This is a genomic window from Actinomadura sp. WMMB 499 (assembly GCF_008824145.1).
Taxonomy (GTDB): Bacteria; Actinomycetota; Actinomycetes; order Streptosporangiales; family Streptosporangiaceae; genus Spirillospora.
Genome location: NZ_CP044407.1, coordinates 6,158,413 through 6,176,934, shown reverse-complemented (window position 1 = coordinate 6,176,934; position 18,522 = coordinate 6,158,413). Strand labels below are relative to the sequence as shown.

The following is an 18,522-nucleotide window of genomic DNA, read 5'->3' as shown; positions in this document are numbered from 1 at the left end:
CGCGCGCCGAGCGGCCCCGAATCGTCCCTCGGCGTGACGATTCGCGGGTACATCGTTCGAAGGACCGCGCGCCGCCGCGCAGGGGATCTTCGTCCGGTTCTGGGCACGTACCTCTCCGCCAGCGCGATCCGACATCGAACGAGCACCCGACCATGGCCTCCGAGCACGCCGACTACACGGGACGGACGCAGTGCGGCACCGAGCCGCGCTCCCCGCTGCGGGACTTCCTGCGCACCGAGACCGGAAGCGCCGCCGTCCTGGTGGCGGCGGCGCTCGTCGCGCTCGCATGGGCGAACGCGTCGCCCTCGGCGTACGAGTCGTTCTGGGGCACCCACCTGTCCCTCCGCCTCGGCTCGCACGGGATCTCGCTCGACCTGCGCGAGTGGATCAACAGCGGTCTGATGACGCTGTTCTTCTTCGTCGTCGGGCTGGAGGCCCGCCGCGAGTTCGACCTGGGGGAGCTGCGCGAGCGCAGGCGGCTGGCGCTGCCGCTCGCCGCGGGGCTCAGCAGCATGATCGTGCCCATCGCCCTCTACCTGGCGGTCAACGCCGGGCACGGGACGGAGCAGGGCTGGGGCGTGGCGATGTCCACCGACACCGCGTTCGCCCTGGGCCTGCTCGCCGTCGTCGGCCGCCACATACCGCCGAACCTGCGGGTCTTCATCCTCACGATGAGCGTCGTCGACGACTTCGTGGCCCTCGGCGTCATCGCCGTCTTCTACGGCGACCGCCTCACCGTGCCCGCGCTGCCGGTCGCCGTCGCCGCGTTCGCCGTCATCCTGCTCGTCCGGCGCCTCGGCGTGCGCAGGGGCGCCGTGTACGCGGTGCTGGGCGTCGTCATGTGGGGCGCCCTGCTCGATTCGGGGGTCGACCCCATCGTGACCGGTCTGGCGATGGGCCTGCTCACCTACGCCTACCCGGCGAGCCGTTCCGACCTAGAGCAGGCCAGCGGGCTGTTCAGGCTGTTCCGCGAGCAGCCCACGCCCGAACTGGAACGGCACGTGCGGGTCGGCATCGCCTCGGCCATCTCCCCCAACGACCGGTACCAGGGCATGTACCACCCGTGGACGAGCTACCTGGTGGTTCCCGTGTTCGCGCTGGCCAACGCCGGTATCGAGCTCGGCGGCGGCAGGCTGGCGGACGCCTTCACCTCGCCGATCACCCTCGGCATCCTCATCGCTTACGGCGTCGGCAAGCCGGTCGGCGTCGTCGCCGCGTCCGCGCTGACGGCCGCCGCGTCGCGCGGCCGCGTCCGGCTGCCGGTCGGCTGGGGAGCCCTCGTCGCCGGCGGCACGCTCTCCGCGGCCGGCTTCACCGTCTCGCTGCTCATCGCGACGCACGCCTTCACCGGCGCGGCCCTCGAGGACGCCAAGATCGGCGTGCTGAGCACCCTGCTGCTGTCCTTCCTGACGTCCCGCCTCGTCACCGCGGTGATCGCCACCCTGCCGAAGCCGTTGCGCCTGCGGGTGCTGCTGGGCAAGGCCGAGACGATCATCGACCTGGCCACGCCCGTCGACCCGGACGTCGACCACGTGCGAGGGCCCGAACACGCCCCGGTGACGATCGTCGAGTACGGCGACTACGAATGCCCCTACTGCGGGCAGGCGGAACCGGTCGTCCGCGAACTCCTCGCGGACTTCGGCGACGTCCGCTACGTGTGGCGCCACCTGCCGCTGACGGACGTGCACATCAACGCCCAGCTCGCGGCCGAGGCCGCGGAGGCCGCCGCGCGCCAGGACCGTTTCTGGGAGATGCACGACCTGCTGCTCAGGCACCAGGGCGACCTGCCGTTCGAGCAACTGCGCGCGTACGCGACGGCCGCCGAGCTGGACATCGCACGCTTCGAACGGGATTTGGACGCCCACAAGGGCGCCGCGCGCGTCGCCGCGGACGTCGAGTCGGCCGACCTCAGCTCGGTGGCCGGCACGCCCACCTTCTTCGTCAACGGACGCCGCCACCACGGCGCCTACGACATCGCGAGCCTCTCGGCCGCCGTCCGCGTCGCCCGCGCCCGTGCCGCCATCACGGACTGACCCCTCGGGTCAGCGGTCGAACTCGCCGTGCCGGATGCGGTCGAGCAGGCCGCCGAACTCGCGGCGGCCGAAGCCCAAGCGCGGCCCGTCCGGATCCTTGGAGTCCCGCACGGCGACACCCCCGCGGCCTACGCGCAGGACACGGGCGTCCGGCCGGCCTCGACCGGGGTCGGGAAGATCGTGTAGGCGCTCATGCCGTGAGCCTTCACCGGACGTCTCCGTGGACCGGCGGCGCGGAGCGGGTTACCCTCCGCTCGGGCGGCGCTGCGGAGCCGGGAGGCGAGATGCGGGCGGTTGTCTACGACAGGTACGGCTCGACGGACGTGCTGCGGGTGGAGGACGTGCCGGCGCCGACGCCGGATTCCGGGCAGGTGCTCGTGCGCGTGGTGGCGACCTCGGTCAACCTGTCGGACTGGGAGACCTTGCGCGGCGCTCCGCTGTACTCGCGGATCGGCGGGCTGCGAAGGCCCGCGCGCAGGACGCTCGGCTCGGACATCGCCGGGCGGGTGGAGGCCGTGGGGCCGGGGGTGTCCCGCTTCGGCGTGGGAGACGAGGTGTACGGCGACAACCTCGCCCTGAAGGGCGGCTTCGCCGAGTTCGCGGTGGCGCCGGAGTCGGCCCTCGCACGCAAGCCGGAGGGGCTGACCTTCGCCGAGGCGTCGACGATTCCCCAGGCGGGCCCGATCGCGCTGCAAGGGACCGCCGGAGCGGGGCGCCGGGTACTGATCAACGGCGCCGGGGGCGGCACGGGCTCCTTCGCGATCCAGTTGGCCAAGCGGGCCGGTGCCCATGTGACCGGTGTCGACAACGCCGCCAAGCTCGACTTCATGCGGTCGGTGGGCGCCGACGAGGTGATCGACTACCGGAGGCGGGACTTCACCCGGACGGGTGGGCGCTACGACCTGGTGCTGGATCTCGTCGCCTCCCGCTCGCCGTTCGCCTGCGGACGGGCGTTGGCCCGCGGCGGCCGGTACCGGTGCGTGGGCGGCCCCGTGCCGGTCCTGCTCGGCGTGGCGATGATCGGGGCGATCGGTGGGCGGCTCGCCGGGCGGAGGCTGGGAGTGCTCGTGGTGCGCCCCGGGCCCGCGCGGTTCGGGCCGCTCGCCGACCTCTGCGTCGCGGGCGACGTCGCCGTCCACATCGACCGCACCTTCACGCTCGACGAGGTGCCCGAGGCGCTGCGCCACGTCGGCGAGGGGAGCGCACTCGGCAAGGTGGTCGTGACGGTCGGCTGATGCGAGGTCCGGGCGTTCAGGCCGTCGCGGGCTTGCGCCAGACGGAGATGTGCTTCTCGCTCTCGTGCGTGAACGGGTCGCGCGTCCAGGTGGACCAGCGGGCGTGCCGCTCCATGCCCGCGATCCGGGCCATCAGGTCAAGCTCGGACGGCCACACGTACCGGAACGGGATCGAGCGGAACTCGCCGCGGCCGCCCTCGACGGTGACGTAGGTCGAGCTCATCGCCTGGGTGGCGCAGTCGAGGCGGTCGAACGCCCAACTCGACTCGCCGACGCGGAACGGGACGGTCGTCTGGCCGGGCGGGAGGCGCCGGAGCGGGGGCACGCCGACCTCGATGACGAAGTGCCCGCCGGGCTCGAGGTGGGCCGCGGCGTTCTCGAAGCACGCCACCTGGGCGTCCTGCGTGGTCAGGTTGTCGATCGTGTTGAAGACGAGGTAGGCGAGCGCGAACGGGCCCGGGACGCGGGTGGTGGCGAAGTCGCCCATCGTCACGCCGATCGCGTCGCCGCCGGGCTTGGCGCGGAGCCGGGCGACCATGGCGGCCGACAGGTCGATCCCGTGGACCGGGACGCCGCGGCGGGCGAGCGGCAGCGCGATGCGGCCGGTGCCGATGCCGAGTTCGAGGGCGCGGCCGTCGCCGGCGAGTTCCGCGAGGAGGTCCACGGCGGGGTCGATGGCCTCCGGCGCGAACATCTCCCCCGACGGGTCGTCGTAGGTGGCCGCGACGTCCTCGCCGAAGTGATCGTCCATGGCAGGGACGCTAACTCGGCGTCTCGGGAGCCGTCATCTTAATTACCTAAGCTTCCCCATCTTGCCTTATAAGCACTTCTATGAGGTAGTTTGCATGATGACGCAACCAAGGGGGTCGGGATGAGCGTGATCTACAAGTCGGAAGCCGGGGGGCGCGAGCTCCTGCGGCGGTACCGGGAGGCGCTGGACGGCTGGCCGGTGCCCGCCGAGCACGTGCGGGTGCCCACCCGCGAGGGTGAGACGTTCGTCCTGGTGTCCGGGCCCGAGGACGCGCCGCCCGTGGTGCTGCTGCACGGGTCGGGGGCGAACGCGCGGATGTGGGAGGACGACGTCGCCGCGTGGTCGCGGGAGTTCCGCGTCCACGCCGTCGACCTCGTCGGCGAGCCGGGCCTGAGCGCGCCGTCGCGTCCCGTGCTGGGGACGGACGCGCCCGCGCTGTGGCTCGACGACGTGCTGGACGGGCTCGGGCTCGCGGACGCCGCGTTCGTCGGGGCGTCCCTCGGCGGGTGGATCGCCCTCGACTACGCCGTCCGGCGCCCGGACCGGGTGCGGCGGCTGGGGCTGCTGTGCCCCGGCGGCCTGGGGCGGCAGAAGACGGGCTGGCTCGTGAAGGCGGTGCTCCTGCGGATGGTGGGGCGCGGCGGGGTGCGGCGGTCGGCGGCGTCCGTCACGGGCCTGGCGGATGGACCGGTCCTGGACGGGCTCGCGCTGACGTTCGAGCACTTCAAGCCGCGCATGGAGCGGCTACCGGTGTTCCCGGACGGGGCGCTGCGGGGTCTGGAGACGCCCGTGCTGGTGATCGTCGGGGCGCGCGACGCGATGCTCGACTCGCGCGGGACGGCGCGGCGCGTGCGGGAATGCGTCCCGGACTCGACCGTCGTCCTGCTGCCGGAGGCGGGGCACGCGATCCTCGGGCAGACCGAGCCCCTCGCGGCGTTCCTCGCGGGGCGCTGAGGCCGGTCGCGAGGTACGCCTCACCCGGCCGGGGCGATCTCGATCCCCTGGTCGGCGGGCAGGTCGCCGAGTGCGAGCACGCGGTGGAGGTGGTGGGTGCCGGGCGGCAGCCCCGGCGCCGCGCGGGCGGCGACGGCCGTCATGATCGCCGTGCCGTGGGACTGGCCGCGGCCGCGGGCCCATCGCGTGGTGCCGTCGCTGCCCCGGGCCAGGAGGAGCCACTCGTCGCCGCCCGGCGGGTGCAGGCCGCGCGGCGCGCGGGAACCGCCGGGGATCCAGGTCAGGACGGCCAGCGCGGCGCTCGCCGGCCGCGAGTCGAGCCCGAAGTAGGTCCGCACCCGCGTCCCCAGGTCCCGGCTGAGCGTGTGCTGGTCGGAGAAGTCCAGCCGGCGGAGCCGCCGGCGGCCGTGGCCGGGCAGGTCGAACGGCGCGGGCCGGGTGTAGTTGCGGATCGTGGCGCCGTGGGCGCGGAAGCGGCGCCCGAGCAGCCGGTAGGACCACTCGGTCGCCGCGGCGCCGTGCTTCTCGCCCGCTCCGAGCAGGACGGCCAGGTCGACGGGGCCGGCCGCGCGCTCGTGGACGGCGGCGGCGAGCAGGTTGGTCAGCCCGGGGGCGAGCCCGACGCTGACGAGCACCGGGCGCGGCGCGTCCAGCCGTTCCAGCGCGGCGATGTAGGACGCGGTGGCGGTGATGTCGACGAACGCGGCGCCCCGTGCCGTCGCGAGTTCGGCGAGCCGCGGGTCCTCCGCGCCCGAGGCGTTGACCACGACGTCGATTCCGGCGAGCGCGCCGAGGTAGGAGCGCAGCCCGGTCTCGGCGAGGTCGACCGGACGGTCGGCGCGCGCGGCGTCGCGGCCGGCCGTGATCGCGGTGTCGCCGCCCTCGCGCAGCAGCGCAACGACCGGGCGTCCGACCGCGCCGTAGCCGCCGAGTACCAGCACCGTGGCCATGTCCACCCCTCCACCACTGGACAATACGTACATACTGTCGCACAATATGGACATATTGTCTAGGGTGGTGGACGTGGATCCCCAGTCGCTGTTCCCTTACCGGGCGGACCCCGCCGAGCCGTCGGCGGTGGACCGGATCCGGGACGCCGCCCTGGGATGCTTCGCGACCCGCGGCGTCTCCGGCACCTCGCTGCGCGCGGTCGCCGAGGCCGCGGGGGTGTCCATCGGGCTGGTCCAGCATCACTTCGGCACCAAGGCCCGCCTGGTCTCGGCCGTCGAGGACCACGTCCTGCGGGTCCTCGGCGAAGCGATCGCCGCCGAGCCGCTGCCCGCGCCGCCCGCGGACCCGATCGCCGAACTCGGCCACCGCGTCACCTCGATCATGACCGACCATCCCGAGGTGGTCGGGTACGTGGGACGCGCCCTGGCCGACGGCGACGCGTTCGCCTCCGTGGTCTTCGACGGCCTCGTCACCGTCAGCACCGCCCAATGGGACCAGCTCGCCGACCACGGCCTGCTCGCGCCCGGCACCGACCGCACGTGGGCCGTGCTGAACCCGCTCGTCCTCGTCCTCGGCACCGTCATCCTCCGCGCCCAGCTCGACCGCCACCTGCCCGAGCCGCTCGCCTCCGGCGACCAGCTCCGGCGGTGGGACGACGCGGTCGCCGAGCTGCTGCGCAAGGGCCTCCTGCGCGACGAAACGGACTAGCGCCGCGGCCGGGGATTTCCGTGCGGCGGTGCCAACGAAGTTCGCGAGAAGGCTGAATGACCTCGCCACGGCGACCTGCGAGACGCCGTCCCCGACCGTCTACCTGGTCGGCACCCCGGTGACCTGACGGCGTCCGGTCGGCCGACGTCGCGCGCCTCCGCGCGGGGAGCCGCGCAACGTTCCGTGCGTCCGGGCGCGAAAGGGGCAACGAACCGCCAGGTGGGCGCAAGGCCGGCGCATTGGTTCGCGGGCGCCGGCTTTCTAGGCTTTCGATCAGTCGATTCCCTCTTCGCACGCCCTGTGGAGACGCCATGACCGTCATGCCGGCGATGGAGCCAGCACCCGCGCGGACCGCGACGCGGCGGCACTACCTGATGTGCCGCCCGGAGCACTTCGCCGTCTCGTACGCGATCAACCCGTGGATGGACCCGGCGGCGGGCGCCGACGCCGGGCGCGCGGTGGCGCAGTGGGAGGCGCTGCGGGCCGCGTACCTGGACCTGGGCCACGAGGTGAGCCTGATCGAGCCGGTCGCGGGGCTGCCGGACATGGTGTTCGCGGCGAACGGCGCGCTGGTCGTCGGGGGCCGCGCGTACGGGGCCCGGTTCGCGCACCCGGAGCGGCGGGCCGAGGGGCCCGCGTACGCGGCGTGGCTGCGGGCGAACGGGTTCGCGGACGTCCGCGAACCGGAGCACGTGAACGAGGGCGAGGGCGACTTCCTCACGCTCGACGACGTGATCCTCGCGGGGACGGGGTTTCGCACGGAGATCGCCGCGCACCAGGAGGCGCAGGAGTTCCTCGGCCGTCCGGTGGTGACGCTCCGGCTCGTCGATCCGCGCTTCTACCACCTCGACACGGCCCTGTTCGCGCTGGACGGCGGCAACGTGGCCTACTACCCGGGCGCGTTCTCGCCGGGGAGCCGCGCGGTGCTGGAGCGGCTGTTCCCGGACGCCGTGCTCGCGGCCGGACGGGACGCGGCGGTGCTCGGGCTGAACGCCGTGTGCGACGGGCGCAACGTGGTGATCAACGCCGAGGCGGAAGGGCTGATCGGCGCGCTGCGCGCTCGCGGGTACGAGCCGGTCCCGGTGGATCTGTCGGAGCTGCGCAAGGCCGGTGGCGGTCCGAAGTGCTGCACGCTGGAGCTGCGCGCCGGGACCGCGCGCTAGCCGCTCGCCAGCGGGATGCGCAGGACCATGCAGGTGCCCTCCGGACGGTCCTCGACGTACAGGGTGCCGTGGTGCGCGAGCGCGGTCTGGCGGGCGATCGACAGGCCGAGGCCCGTGCCGCCGGGGTCGGCGCGGCGGGCGTCCGCACGGCGGTAGAAGCGCTGGAAGATCGCCTCGCGCTCGGCGGCGGGAATGCCCGGGCCGTCGTCGATGACCCGCAGAACCGCGCAGCTCTCCTCGGTGGTGAGGTGCACGTCGACCGCCGAACCGGCGTGGCGGTCGGCGTTGGCCAGCAGGTTGTTCAGCACCCGCAGCAGTCGGGACCGGGAGCCCTGCACCGCGGCCGGGCGTTCGAGGTGCGTGGCGAGGGTCTTGCGGACGGGCTGCCGCACCAGCGCCTCCCGGACCAACTGGGCGAGGTCGACCGGTTCGACCGCGAGTTGGGCGCCGGCGTCGAGCTGGGCGAGTTCGAGCAGGTCGGCGACGATGTCGTTCAGCCGTTCGAGGTCCTGCATGGCCGCGAGCAGTGCCGGGCGGTGGTCGGTGCCCGGCTCGTCGGTCAGGGCGGACTCCACCCGCGCCTGGAGCCCGGCGATCGGGTTGCGCAGGTCGTGCGAGACGTCGGCGACCTCCTGCCGTTGCAGCCGGACGGTCTCCTTCAGTTCCGAGGTGGTCCGCCGCTCCCGCTGGTGGGTCTCGCGGAGCCGCTCGTTGGCCTCCCGCAGCTCCCGTGCGCGGACGAAAAGTTCGGCCCCCACGGTCTCCAGCTCCACGGGCGAGCCGGCGCCGGACGGCGGGCGCAGGCCGAGCCGATCGACGAACGAGGTGACGTCCTCGGCGCGGACGGCGAGCAGCTTGACGCGCCCGTCGCCGTCGAACACCGGCGCGGTGACCATGTTCCAGTACCGCTCCTCGAACTGTCCCGGCCGGGCTGGGTTCTCGAGGTCGTACCGGAAGACCGGCATGACGTCGGTCTTCCCCTCGGCGAGGACCCAGTCGAACGAGGCCCGCGCGTTCGCGCTGGCCGCTGTCCGGGGCAGCACGTCGAAGACGTCGCGGCCGACCACCTCGGCACCGAGGCCCACCAGCCGCTCCCACTCGCGGTTCAGCGCGGCGACCGTCATGTCCGGGTACAGCACCACGCACGCCGCGGGCATGGCGTCGAACACCTCGCCCAGATCCACATCCGCCATGCCCTTCCACTACCCAAATGCACCAAAAGCCCATAAAAGGGGGGTTAAGTGGCGCACAAAAATCAGGTGGCTGACGATCGCGCCGCGAGCGGCTCCCGCCGGGCGAGCTCGCGGCGGGCGAGGCGGCGGGTGCGCAGGACGCCGGCGACGCCGATCGTCCAGACGAGGAGCTGGACGGTCCAGGCCGCCCGGAACGCCTCGGGCGTGTACTCGCGGCCGGGCGACGCCGCGTCGAGGACGACCCCGACCAGCAGGATCGTGACGAGCGCGCCGATCGAGCCGCCCGCGTTGACGATGCCGGTCGCGGCGCCGTGCCGGCCGGGCGGGTTGAAGGTGCGGGCGTAGTCGAAGCCGATCATCGAGCCGGGCGCGCCGAGCGCGACGCACAGCACGAGGATCACCAGCAGCCACGCGGGCGCGGGCGGCGGCCACGCGAGGGTCACGGCCCAGGCCCCGGCGTTGACGCCGACGATGCCGAGGACGAGCCACGAGCGGCGCAGCGGGTGCCGGGCGACGAGCCGTCCGATGTAGGGGCCGGCCACCATGTTCGCGACCACGAACAGGGTGAGCAGGGTGGAGGCGGTCGCGGGCTCCATGCCCTGCCCGGACACCAGGTACGGGTACCCCCACATCAGGGCGAAGGTGTTCGCGGTGAACTGGGTGACGAAGTGGCTCCACAGGCCGAGGCGGGTCCCGGGCTGCCGCCACGCGGCGCGCAGGTCGCGGCCGATCTGCCGCGGGGTCGGGGACTCGGTGCGCGCGGCGCCGCGCGGGGGGTCGCGCAGGACGGCGAGCGCGAGGACGCCGACCAGGACGCCGAGGGCGGCGGCCGATCCGAACGCCGCGCCCCAGCCGGGGCCGTGCAGGAGGGCGGCGAGGGGAATCGCGCTGAGCACCTGGCCGAGCTGGCCGAGCACCCCGGTGAACTGGGCGACGACGGGTACGCGGGCGGGGGCGAACCAGGCGCCGACGATCCCGAGCACGCTGATGAACGTCATGGCGTCCCCGGCCGCGACGACGACGCGGGCCGTCACGGCGAGCGGGACGGACGTCGCGGCGGCCATCAGCGCCTGCCCGGCGGCCATCAGCAGCGCGCCGCCCGCGATCATCCGGCGCGGGCCGACGCGGTCGAGCAGCAGCCCGACGGGGATCTGCAGTCCCGCGTAGACGAGCAGCTGGACGACCGTGAACGTGGCGAGGACACCGGCGGACGCGCCGAAGCGGTGCAGGGCCTCCTCGCCGGTGACGCCGAACGACGTCCGGTGCAGGATCGCCGCGACGTAGGCGGCGACGCCCACGCCCCACAGCACCCACGCGATGGGGGCGGTCTTACGTTGCTCTACTTCCCGGGGGGTTTGGGCGATCTGCACGGAAAGCCAATGTATGTCACTTTCGTTTGGGCTGGGCGCGCATGTGCATGCGCTCACCCTGCGGCCCCATCAGGCAGAGCACCTCGGCGGGCCCGCCGACACCTCCGAACCAGTGCGGCAGCCGGGTGTCGAACTCGGCGGCCTCCCCCGGCTCCAGCACCAGGTCGCGGTCGCCGAGGATGAGCCGCAGCCGCCCGTTCAGGACGTAGAGCCACTCGTAGCCCTCGTGCGTCGCCGTTACGGGCTTTCCCCGGCGCTCCGGGTGGATCATCTTGAACGCCTGGATCCCGCCCGGACGGCGCGTCAGCGGCATCACGATCAGATCGCCCCGCTTCTGGGGCTGCAACCGGACGCGCGGGTCACCGACCTCGGGCGCGCCCACCAGCTCGTCCAGCGGCACCTGGTAGGCCTGCGCGAGCGGCAGCAGCAGCTCCAGGCTCGGCCGCCGCTTGCCGGACTCCAGCCGCGACAGCGTGCTCACCGAGATGCCGGTGGACTCCGCGAGCGCCGACAGCGTCACCTCCCGCTCCCGGCGCAGCCGCCGGAGCCGCTCCCCCACCCCCGCCAGCACGTCCTCGATCGGTTCGCTCATGCTTGCATTGCAGTTTCAGCAACGATGTTTGTCAAATCCGCAGAGCGGCGCGCATCCTCGGGGCATGAGCGAACACCTGGGGAACGAACAGCGAGAAGTACTGATCATCGGCGGCGGCCCGGCCGGGCTCAGCGCGGCGCTCGTCCTGGCCCGCGCCCGCCGGACCGTCACCGTCGTCGACTCCGGCGAGCCGCGCAACGCGACGGTCGCGCACATGCAGGGATTCCTGACCCGGGACGGCCTGCCGCCCGAGGAACTGCGGAGGATCGGCCGCACCGAGGTCCGCGGCTACGGCGGCGCGTTCGTCGACGGGGCCGTCGAGCGCACCGAGCGGACCCCGGACGGCTTCGCGGTCACCCTGCGGGACGGGACCGTCCTGCGGGGCAAGCGCCTGCTGGTCACCACCGGCGTCGCCGACGAACTCCCGGACGTCCCCGGCCTGCGCGAACGCTGGGGGCGCGAGGTGCAGATGTGCCCGTACTGCCACGGCTGGGAGGTCCGCGACCAGAAGATCGTCGTGCTGGCGACCGGCCCCATGTCGGTGCACCAGGCGCTGCTGATCACCCAGTGGTCCAAGGATGTCACCTTCGTCACCGCCGAGGCGCCGGAGGGCGCGGACGCCGAACGGCTGGACGCGCGCGGCGTCACCGTCGTCGTCGGCGAGCCCGCGCGGCTGGCCGTCGAGAACGACCGCGTGACCGGCCTCGAACTGGCCGCCGGGGAGACCGTCCCGTGCGACGCGGTCTTCCTCGGCCCGCGCATGGTCGCCCGGTCCGGCCCGCTGACCGACCTCGGCTGCGAACTGACCGAGGACGGCCTGGTGAAGACCGACCCGTACGGCCTGACCAGCGTCCCCGGCGTGTGGGCGGCGGGAAACGTGGTCAAGCCGGCCGGCCAGGTGATCACCGCGGCCGCCGACGCGGTGTGGTCCGCCGGCCTGATCAACATGGACCTCATCGAGGAGGAGATCGCGCGCGAACTCGCCGCCCGCGCCGCCTGAGCCGGGTCCGTAGGGTGGCGGGCATGGACGCGGGCATGGACGGCGCGGCGCGGTGGCGGGACGAACGGGCGGCGCTCGACGGCGCGCGGGCGCGGCTCGGGGAGGTCGCGGACGGCCTGTACCCGGACGTCCCGCGCGTCGCGGGCACGCCCCTGCTGTGCCGGGACGGGTGGGTGCCGGACGCGCCGGTCCCGCTCGGCGACGTCCGGCTGGAGTGGGACACCGACCCCGCGCCGCCCGCCGTCGCGGACCCGCCGGACGGGCTGCCGCCCGGATACCGGACGTACGCGGAGGCGCTGGGCGCGCTCGCGCCGCCGAAGGTGTTCGAGGACCGGCCCGCCTACCGGCTCGTCGGCGCCGGCGGGCGGCCCGGCGCGCCCGTCCTGCGGCTGGCGCCCGCGCGGTACTTCGACGGCGTCAACGTCGGCGAGGCGGTCGCGCACGAACTGGCGGCCGGACGGCGCGGCCTGCGGGAACGGGTCGGCGATCCGTGCGACCTCGCCCGCAGGACGGCGCTCCCGGCGATCACGACCGTGACCGTGACGGCGTCCGGCACGTACCTGCTGCACCGGCGGGACGCGGCGAAGGTCGCCCACGCGGGCGGCCTCTACCAGGTGATGCCCGTCGGGGTGTTCCAGCCGCTCCGCGCCGGGGACGAGCTCCGCGACCTGGATCTGGTGCGCTGCATGGTCCGCGAGTACGCCGAGGAGGTGCTCGGGCGGGGCGAGGACTACGGCGCCGGATTCGACCAGGACGCGTGGCCCTTCCACCGGGCGCTGACCGCCGCCCGGCGGGACGGGCGGGTGCGGGCGTACCTGCTCGGGCTCGGCGTCGACCCGCTGACGTTCGCGCTGGACGTGCTGACCGTCGTGGTCTTCGACGACGACGCCTTCCCCGAGCTGTTCGGGACCGTGGCCGAGGTGAACGACGAGGGCGAGGTGTCGCGGGCGCCGTTCGACGGGACGGTGCCGGCGCCGATGCAACCGGCCGGTGCCGCCGCGCTGGAGCTGGCGTGGCGCCACCGGCGGGCCCTGCGGGTCACTCCGTCGCGAGCGCCTTGAGCTCGTCGAGCGCGTCGTCGAGGTGGTCGATGATCTCGGCCGGGTCCGGGATCAGGTCGCGGCAGGCCACGATGCCGATGTCGACGGTGCCGTCGTAGGAGAAGACCGTGATGTTGAGGCCGCCGCTGACGTCGGTGACCACGGAGATCGGGTAGTAGCCGAGGACGCGCGCCCCGCACAGGTACAGCGGGAACTGCGGGCCCGGCACGTTGGAGATCACCAGGTTGATCGGGCGGAGCGAGACGGCCGCGCCCGCCTGCAGGACGAGCCGCGTCAGCGGCCCGGCGACGGGCGCGGGGACGAGGCCGCTCAGCTCCTGCACCCAGCTCCCGGAGGTGACCGCGAAGCGCCGCTTGACGAGCGCCATGTCGCGGCGGACGGCGGTGTACCGGACGGCGGGGTCGGGGATGTGGGTGGCGAGCGGCGCGGTCATGATCGAGACCTGGTTGCACGCGTCGGTGCTCGACCGGCCGCCGCGCAGTGACACCGGGACGCCGGCGACGAGCGGGCGGTCGGGCAGTTCGCCGCGCTTGTCCAGCCACTGCCGCAGCGCGGTCGCGCACAGCGCCATCACGACGTCGTTGACGCTGCCGCCGAGCCCCCGGCCGATCTTCTTGATCTCGTCGAGGGGCAGCTCGCCGCAGGCCACCGCGCGGCGCGGGCCGATCGGACGGTTGAACGGCGTGGGCGGCGCGCTGGAGCGCGGCACCCGCGGCAGCCCCTGGCGGCGGAGCGCGCCCTGGACGAACGCGGACGCGAGGCCCACACCGGGGATCGCTGCGACGCCCGGGATCTCGTCGGCGTGCGGGACGGCGCGGGCCATCGACAGCGCCGCCTTGACGGGGTGCGTCGCGGCCTTGAGCAGGCCGGTGCGGAGCATGTCGCCGAGCGCGGGCGCCCGTTCGGGCGCCCGGTCGGCGTCGACGTCGACGTCGCGGGGTTCGGGGCCGAGGTCCAGCAGCGCGGCGAGCGTCTCGGCGGCCATGACGCCGTCGGTGGCGGCATGGTGCACCTTGGCGTAGATCGCGGTGAGGCCCCCTTCGAGCCCCTGGATGATGACGATCTCCCAGAGCGGGCGGGCGCGGTCGAGGGGACGCTCGTGCAGCATCGCGACGACGTCGGCGAGCTGCCGCCGGGTGCCGGGCGCGGGCAGCCCGATCTCGGAGATGTGCCGTTCGGGCCTGAAGTCGGGATCGTCCTCCCAGTACGGGTGGTCGAGGGAGAAGGGGACCTGGACGAGCCGCTGCCGCAGCGGCGCGGCGAGGTGCGCGCGCTCGCGGATCAGCGACGCCACCAGCGGTACGGTGAGCCGCCCGCCGGCGCAGCCCGCGGGGTCGATGACGCCGACCCCCGCGATGTGCGCGTGGGTGGTGCCGGTCTCGGCGTGGAGGAAGGTGGCGTCCACGGTGGTCAGCTGGCTCATGCTCTCGTTCCGTCCGCTCGTGGCTCGTCGTGCGCCTGCCTACCTCTAGGAGTTATGCGGTGGCCGGGCGGTAGGTCAACATTGTGAGCGAGAAGAAATGAGGACTTAACTGAACATTCCGCCCTCACCTCGGGGGGTTTTGAGCGTGTTTTTGGAAAGTTTTGATCATCTTCCGCGCCGCCGGAGTCAGAACGGCTCACCCGCTCCATCAAGCCGCGGCGTGTCAGATCATCTCGCTAGGGTGAGGCGCCATGACGGCACGCCCCCTCTCAGAGATCGTCGAATCCGGCTGGGCGAACGCCCTGCAGCCCGTCGCCGGGACGATCGCCGCCGCCGGTGACTGGCTGCGCGCGGAAGTCGCGGCCGGGCGGCGCTACCTCCCCGCCGGGAACATGGTCCTGCGCGCGTTCACCCAGCCCTTCGACGACGTCCGCGTCCTGATCGTCGGACAGGACCCCTACCCCACGCCCGGACACGCGGTCGGGCTCAGCTTCTCGGTCGCGCCGGACGTCCACCCGCTGCCCGCGAGCCTGATCAACATCTTCCGCGAGTACAGCAGCGACCTCGGCCACCCCGAGCCGTCCACCGGCGACCTCACGCCGTGGGCCGAGCAGGGCGTCCTGCTGCTCAACCGCGCGCTGACCGTGATGCCCGGCAAGATCGGCTCGCACCGCGACAAGGGCTGGGAGCAGGTCACCGAGCAGGCCATCCGGGCGCTCGCCGGGCGCGGACGTCCGCTGGTCGCGATCCTGTGGGGGCGCGACGCCCGCAACCTCAAGCCGATGCTCGGCGGCGTCCCCTGCATCGAGTCGCCGCACCCGAGCCCCCGCTCCGCCGACGGCGGCTTCTTCGGCTCGCGCCCGTTCAGCCGCGCCAACGAGCTGCTGGCCAAGCAGGGCGCCGCGCCCGTCGACTGGAAGCTGCCGTAAGGCACTCCGGTCCCCGGTTCAGTCCTCGTCGGGGAGGCGGCGCAGCAGCGCGGCGAACTCGTCGGACCCGGACGGCACGACGTCCGGGTCCAGGGGGGTGAGGCGGCGCTCGCCGTGGCTCCAGTAGACGCCCGGCGCGCACGGGTCGTCGGCGTCGGCGTGCATCTCGCGGACGACGTCGGCGAACACCGGCAGCACGTCCAGCACCGCCGCCGACATGATCGGGTACAGCAGCAGCATGCTGTGGCACGGGACGCCGACGAGCGCGCCGTGCTCGTTCGGCCACGGCAGGAACTGGTCGACCTCGCTGAGCAGCGCCGACACGTACCGGCTGCCCGGCTTGGAAACGACGCGGACGTCCCGGCCCGGCAGCAGCGGCTGCACGCGGACCTCGACGTCGGCCAGCTCGCGGTCATGCGTGTTCGTCATCACGTAACCGAGCTTGTGCAGGCCGAGCAGCCCGGCCCGCGCCTTGGTGAGCGGCCCCCCGTACCGCGGGTGCTCGATCATCACCATCGCGTCGAAGTGGTCACCGGCCGGGACGACGACGAGCCCCTCCCGCTCGCCCGGCGCGAGCTTCGGCACGATCCGCAGCCGCAGCAGTTCGCGGACGTCCCCGAACAACTCCATCTCCCCGACCGCGAGGAACGCGCGATCCCCGACCTCGCGCACCCACTCGTCCACGACCTTCCGCCAGCCCGAGCGGGGCTCGCGTGCGCAGCGCTCCAGCACCGTCCAGCTCGACGCCCGCGCCTCGGACCGCCCGACGGGCAGCACCACCTCCGAGGTACCCGGGTCGAACCATGCGGTCGGCGCGAGGTCCGGCAGCGCATCGCGGATGAGCGCGTGCACGTCGGCCGCCGCGTCCAGCGGTTCCATTGCTCATCCCCCTCCACGGTTCACGGGATCACGTCACACCACAACCTTCTCAGAGACGACCCCGGTTGTGCGATGCATCGCGGTTCCTCACTCCCGGTCGCCGATCATGAACACCTCAAGTACGGTGCTGACATGGCCGAACACGTGTACCCGCCGGTGATCAAGACGGCTAAGGGTGTCTTCAAGGCGCTGAACATCAAGTTCCGTCTGGAGGGGACCGAGCAGATTCCCTCGACCGGGGGCGCGGTGCTGGTCAGCAACCACATCAGCTACCTGGACTTCATCTTCGCCGGGCTCGCCGTGCACCCCGCCGGGCGGCTCGCGCGCTTCATGGCGAAGAAGGAGATCTTCGACAACCGGATCGCCGGGCCACTGATGCGCGGCATGCATCACATCCCCGTGGACCGCGAGGCGGGCGCCTCGTCCTACGCGGCCGCACTGAAGGCGCTGAAGGGCGGTGAGATCGTCGGGGTGTTCGCGGAGGCGACGATCAGCCGGTCGTTCACCGTCAAGGAGATCAAGTCCGGCGCGGTGCGGATGGCGGTGGCGTCCAAGACGCCGCTGATCCCGATCGCGATCTGGGGCCCGCAGCGGCTCTGGACGAAGGGCCACAAGCGCCGCCTCTTCCAGCGCAACGTGCCGGTCACGATCCTGATCGGCGAGCCGATGCACCCCAAGCGCGGCGACGACTACGAGGCGGTGACCGCCGAGCTGCACGCCCGGATGTCGGAACTGCTCGAGAAGGCGCAGCGCGAGTACCCCGACGTCCCGCAGGCCGGCGAGCGCTGGTGGCAGCCCGCCCACCTCGGCGGGACCGCGCCGACGCCGGAGGAGGCGGAGAAGCTCGACCTCAAGGAGGCCGAGGACCGCAGGGCCGCCCGCGAGCTGCGCGACGGCGCCTGACCCGTCCCGGTCCGGCGGCACGGTCCGGGACGAACCGGTCACCAGCGGGACGGACCGGTCCGCCCGGTCGATCCGGTCGATCGAGTCTGTTCGGTCGATCGAGTCTGTTCGGCTAATTCGGTGGACGGCGTCCGCCGGCGGGCCAGATCATCGTTTCCATGACCACGTCGCACGAATCCGCACAGGAGGTCGTCCACCTGATCGAGCCGAGAGAGCCCGGGGAGAGCGGCACCGAACCCGGGCCGGAAACGGCCCTGCCCGTGGTCTTCAACCTCAACGACGGCAACTCCCCCGCCGACGTGATGGACGTGCTGTCGCTGCGCCCGTTCGCGTCCGGCGAGCAGCCCTGGTCCCGGTCCACCCGGCTGGCGCACGTCCGTCCGGAGGCGCCGCTGCGCCCGGACGGCGCCCGGCTGGTGCGGGTCGCGCACGAGAAGGGCAAGGAGTCGGTGCTCGCCGAGGGCGACGGGTGGACGCTGCTCAGCAACAAGTGGACGAGCGGCATCGCCTACGTCGCGGTGTCGGCGGTGAGCGACGCGCTGGCCGAGTCGGTCCTGGAGCAGTCGGTGAAGGACGCGACCGACCCGCCGAAGACCGACGAGACCAGCGTCGAGATGGGGTTCTGGCACCAGGCGCCGCACGGCGCGGTCCGGCAGGAGCGCGCGATCTCCGCCGACCCGTGGGACGAGATCCGCGTGAACTACACCGCGCCCGTCGCCGAGCAGCTCGACGCGGTGATGAAGGTCGGCGCGGACGACGTGTCCGGCCGCCTCCTCCTGCTGCACGGACCGCCCGGCACCGGCAAGACGACCGCGTTGCGGGCGCTCGCCCGCGCGTGGAACGACTGGTGCGACGCCGACTGCGTCCTCGACCCCGAGTCGCTGTTCGGCACCCCGAGCTACCTGATGAAGGTCACCGTCGGCGAGGACGACGACGAGAACCGGTGGCGGCTGCTCATCCTGGAGGACTGCGACGAGCTGATCCGCGGCGAGGCCAAGCAGTCCACCGGCCAGGGCCTGTCGCGGCTGCTGAACCTCACCGACGGGATGCTCGGGCAGGGCCGCAACGTGCTGGTCGCGATCACCACGAACGAGGACCTCGCGCGGCTGCACCCCGCCGTCGTCCGTCCGGGCCGCTGCCTCGCGCAGATCGAGGTGGGACGGCTCACCCGGGACGAGTCCGCCGAGTGGCTCGCCGGACCGGACGGCGCCGGCGACCCGGACGGCGCCCTCGCGGCGGAGGTCGGCCCGGAGGGCGCGACCCTCGCCGAGGTCGCGGCGCTGCGCAAGGGCGAGCACCGCCCCACCGGACTGGACGGCGCCTCCGACACCGACACCGGCTTCTACCTGTAGGACCCGGCGCGCCTGGCAGAACCCC

General features: G+C 73.3%; 18 protein-coding genes. 10 read left to right on the top strand and 8 right to left on the bottom strand.

The genetic code is table 11. From position 1 onward, the window contains the following. Positions 1-152 precede the first annotated feature (152 nt). Complete coding sequence (locus F7P10_RS27940) at positions 153-2,033, top strand: Na+/H+ antiporter NhaA (protein ID WP_151013694.1); 1,881 nt, start codon at positions 153-155, stop codon at positions 2,031-2,033. A 9-nt stretch (positions 2,034-2,042) separates the two neighbouring features. Here F7P10_RS27940 and F7P10_RS27935 read toward each other — a convergent pair whose 3' ends face one another. Continuing rightward, positions 2,043-2,144 (bottom strand): DUF397 domain-containing protein, encoded by a 102-nt coding sequence (locus F7P10_RS27935; protein ID WP_218040160.1) that lies wholly within the window; start codon positions 2,142-2,144, stop codon positions 2,043-2,045. Positions 2,145-2,317: 173 nt separating this feature from the next. Between F7P10_RS27935 and F7P10_RS27930 the strand changes: the two genes are divergently transcribed. After that, complete coding sequence (locus F7P10_RS27930) at positions 2,318-3,268, top strand: NAD(P)-dependent alcohol dehydrogenase (protein WP_151013692.1); 951 nt, start codon at positions 2,318-2,320, stop codon at positions 3,266-3,268. Positions 3,269-3,284: 16 nt separating this feature from the next. On the opposite strand, the gene F7P10_RS27925 is transcribed toward F7P10_RS27930, so the two are convergent. Beyond that, complete coding sequence (locus F7P10_RS27925; RefSeq protein WP_151013690.1) at positions 3,285-4,019, bottom strand: class I SAM-dependent methyltransferase; 735 nt, start codon at positions 4,017-4,019, stop codon at positions 3,285-3,287. A gap of 120 nt (positions 4,020-4,139) precedes the next feature. On the opposite strand from F7P10_RS27925, the gene F7P10_RS27920 reads away from it, so the two are divergent. Further along, complete coding sequence (locus F7P10_RS27920) at positions 4,140-4,973, top strand: alpha/beta fold hydrolase (RefSeq protein ID WP_151013688.1); 834 nt, start codon at positions 4,140-4,142, stop codon at positions 4,971-4,973. Between the two features lie 20 nt (positions 4,974-4,993). Here F7P10_RS27920 and F7P10_RS27915 read toward each other — a convergent pair whose 3' ends face one another. Further along, positions 4,994-5,923: a saccharopine dehydrogenase gene (locus F7P10_RS27915; protein ID WP_151013686.1), complete on the bottom strand. Its 930-nt coding sequence runs from the start codon at positions 5,921-5,923 to the stop codon at positions 4,994-4,996. Between the two features lie 67 nt (positions 5,924-5,990). On the opposite strand from F7P10_RS27915, the gene F7P10_RS27910 reads away from it, so the two are divergent. After that, positions 5,991-6,632 carry a TetR/AcrR family transcriptional regulator gene (locus tag F7P10_RS27910; protein WP_218040159.1) on the top strand — a complete coding sequence of 214 codons (642 nt, stop codon included), beginning with the start codon at positions 5,991-5,993 and terminating at the stop codon, positions 6,630-6,632. A gap of 311 nt (positions 6,633-6,943) precedes the next feature. Further along, positions 6,944-7,795 (top strand): dimethylargininase, encoded by an 852-nt coding sequence (gene ddaH / locus F7P10_RS27905; protein WP_151013684.1) that lies wholly within the window; start codon positions 6,944-6,946, stop codon positions 7,793-7,795. Here ddaH and F7P10_RS27900 read toward each other — a convergent pair. The 3 genes from F7P10_RS27900 to F7P10_RS27890 form a co-directional block, all read right to left on the bottom strand. Then, entirely contained in the window at positions 7,792-8,988 is a 1,197-nt protein-coding gene (locus F7P10_RS27900) for a PAS domain-containing sensor histidine kinase (protein ID WP_151013682.1), read from the bottom strand. The genes ddaH and F7P10_RS27900 overlap by 4 nt on opposite strands. 62 nt (positions 8,989-9,050) lie before the next feature. Next, on the bottom strand, positions 9,051-10,358 hold the full coding sequence (locus F7P10_RS27895) for a nitrate/nitrite transporter (RefSeq protein WP_254716060.1): 1,308 nt from the start codon (positions 10,356-10,358) through the stop codon (positions 9,051-9,053). 16 nt (positions 10,359-10,374) lie between these two features. Next, positions 10,375-10,950 (bottom strand): helix-turn-helix domain-containing protein, encoded by a 576-nt coding sequence (locus F7P10_RS27890; RefSeq protein WP_151013680.1) that lies wholly within the window; start codon positions 10,948-10,950, stop codon positions 10,375-10,377. A 64-nt stretch (positions 10,951-11,014) separates the two neighbouring features. Here F7P10_RS27890 and F7P10_RS27885 point away from each other — a divergent pair, with 64 nt between their 5' ends. Then, positions 11,015-11,950, top strand: a complete 936-nt coding sequence (locus F7P10_RS27885; protein ID WP_151013678.1) for an NAD(P)/FAD-dependent oxidoreductase — start codon at positions 11,015-11,017, stop codon at positions 11,948-11,950. 23 nt (positions 11,951-11,973) lie between these two features. Further along, complete coding sequence (locus tag F7P10_RS27880) at positions 11,974-13,011, top strand: transcriptional regulator (RefSeq protein WP_151013677.1); 1,038 nt, start codon at positions 11,974-11,976, stop codon at positions 13,009-13,011. Here F7P10_RS27880 and F7P10_RS27875 read toward each other — a convergent pair. Beyond that, entirely contained in the window at positions 12,989-14,434 is a 1,446-nt protein-coding gene (locus tag F7P10_RS27875) for a wax ester/triacylglycerol synthase family O-acyltransferase (protein WP_151013675.1), read from the bottom strand. The genes F7P10_RS27880 and F7P10_RS27875 overlap by 23 nt on opposite strands. A gap of 251 nt (positions 14,435-14,685) precedes the next feature. Between F7P10_RS27875 and F7P10_RS27870 the strand changes: the two genes are divergently transcribed. Beyond that, positions 14,686-15,363 carry a uracil-DNA glycosylase gene (locus F7P10_RS27870; RefSeq protein WP_151013673.1) on the top strand — a complete coding sequence of 226 codons (678 nt, stop codon included), beginning with the start codon at positions 14,686-14,688 and terminating at the stop codon, positions 15,361-15,363. An 18-nt stretch (positions 15,364-15,381) separates the two neighbouring features. On the opposite strand, the gene F7P10_RS27865 is transcribed toward F7P10_RS27870, so the two are convergent. After that, positions 15,382-16,242 (bottom strand): hypothetical protein, encoded by an 861-nt coding sequence (locus F7P10_RS27865; protein WP_151013671.1) that lies wholly within the window; start codon positions 16,240-16,242, stop codon positions 15,382-15,384. A gap of 132 nt (positions 16,243-16,374) precedes the next feature. Between F7P10_RS27865 and F7P10_RS27860 the strand changes: the two genes are divergently transcribed. Both F7P10_RS27860 and F7P10_RS27855 read left to right on the top strand, forming a co-directional pair. Next, positions 16,375-17,145 (top strand): 1-acyl-sn-glycerol-3-phosphate acyltransferase, encoded by a 771-nt coding sequence (locus tag F7P10_RS27860; RefSeq protein ID WP_151013669.1) that lies wholly within the window; start codon positions 16,375-16,377, stop codon positions 17,143-17,145. 158 nt (positions 17,146-17,303) lie between these two features. Continuing rightward, complete coding sequence (locus tag F7P10_RS27855) at positions 17,304-18,497, top strand: DUF5925 domain-containing protein (RefSeq protein ID WP_151013667.1); 1,194 nt, start codon at positions 17,304-17,306, stop codon at positions 18,495-18,497. Positions 18,498-18,522: the final 25 nt, after the last annotated feature.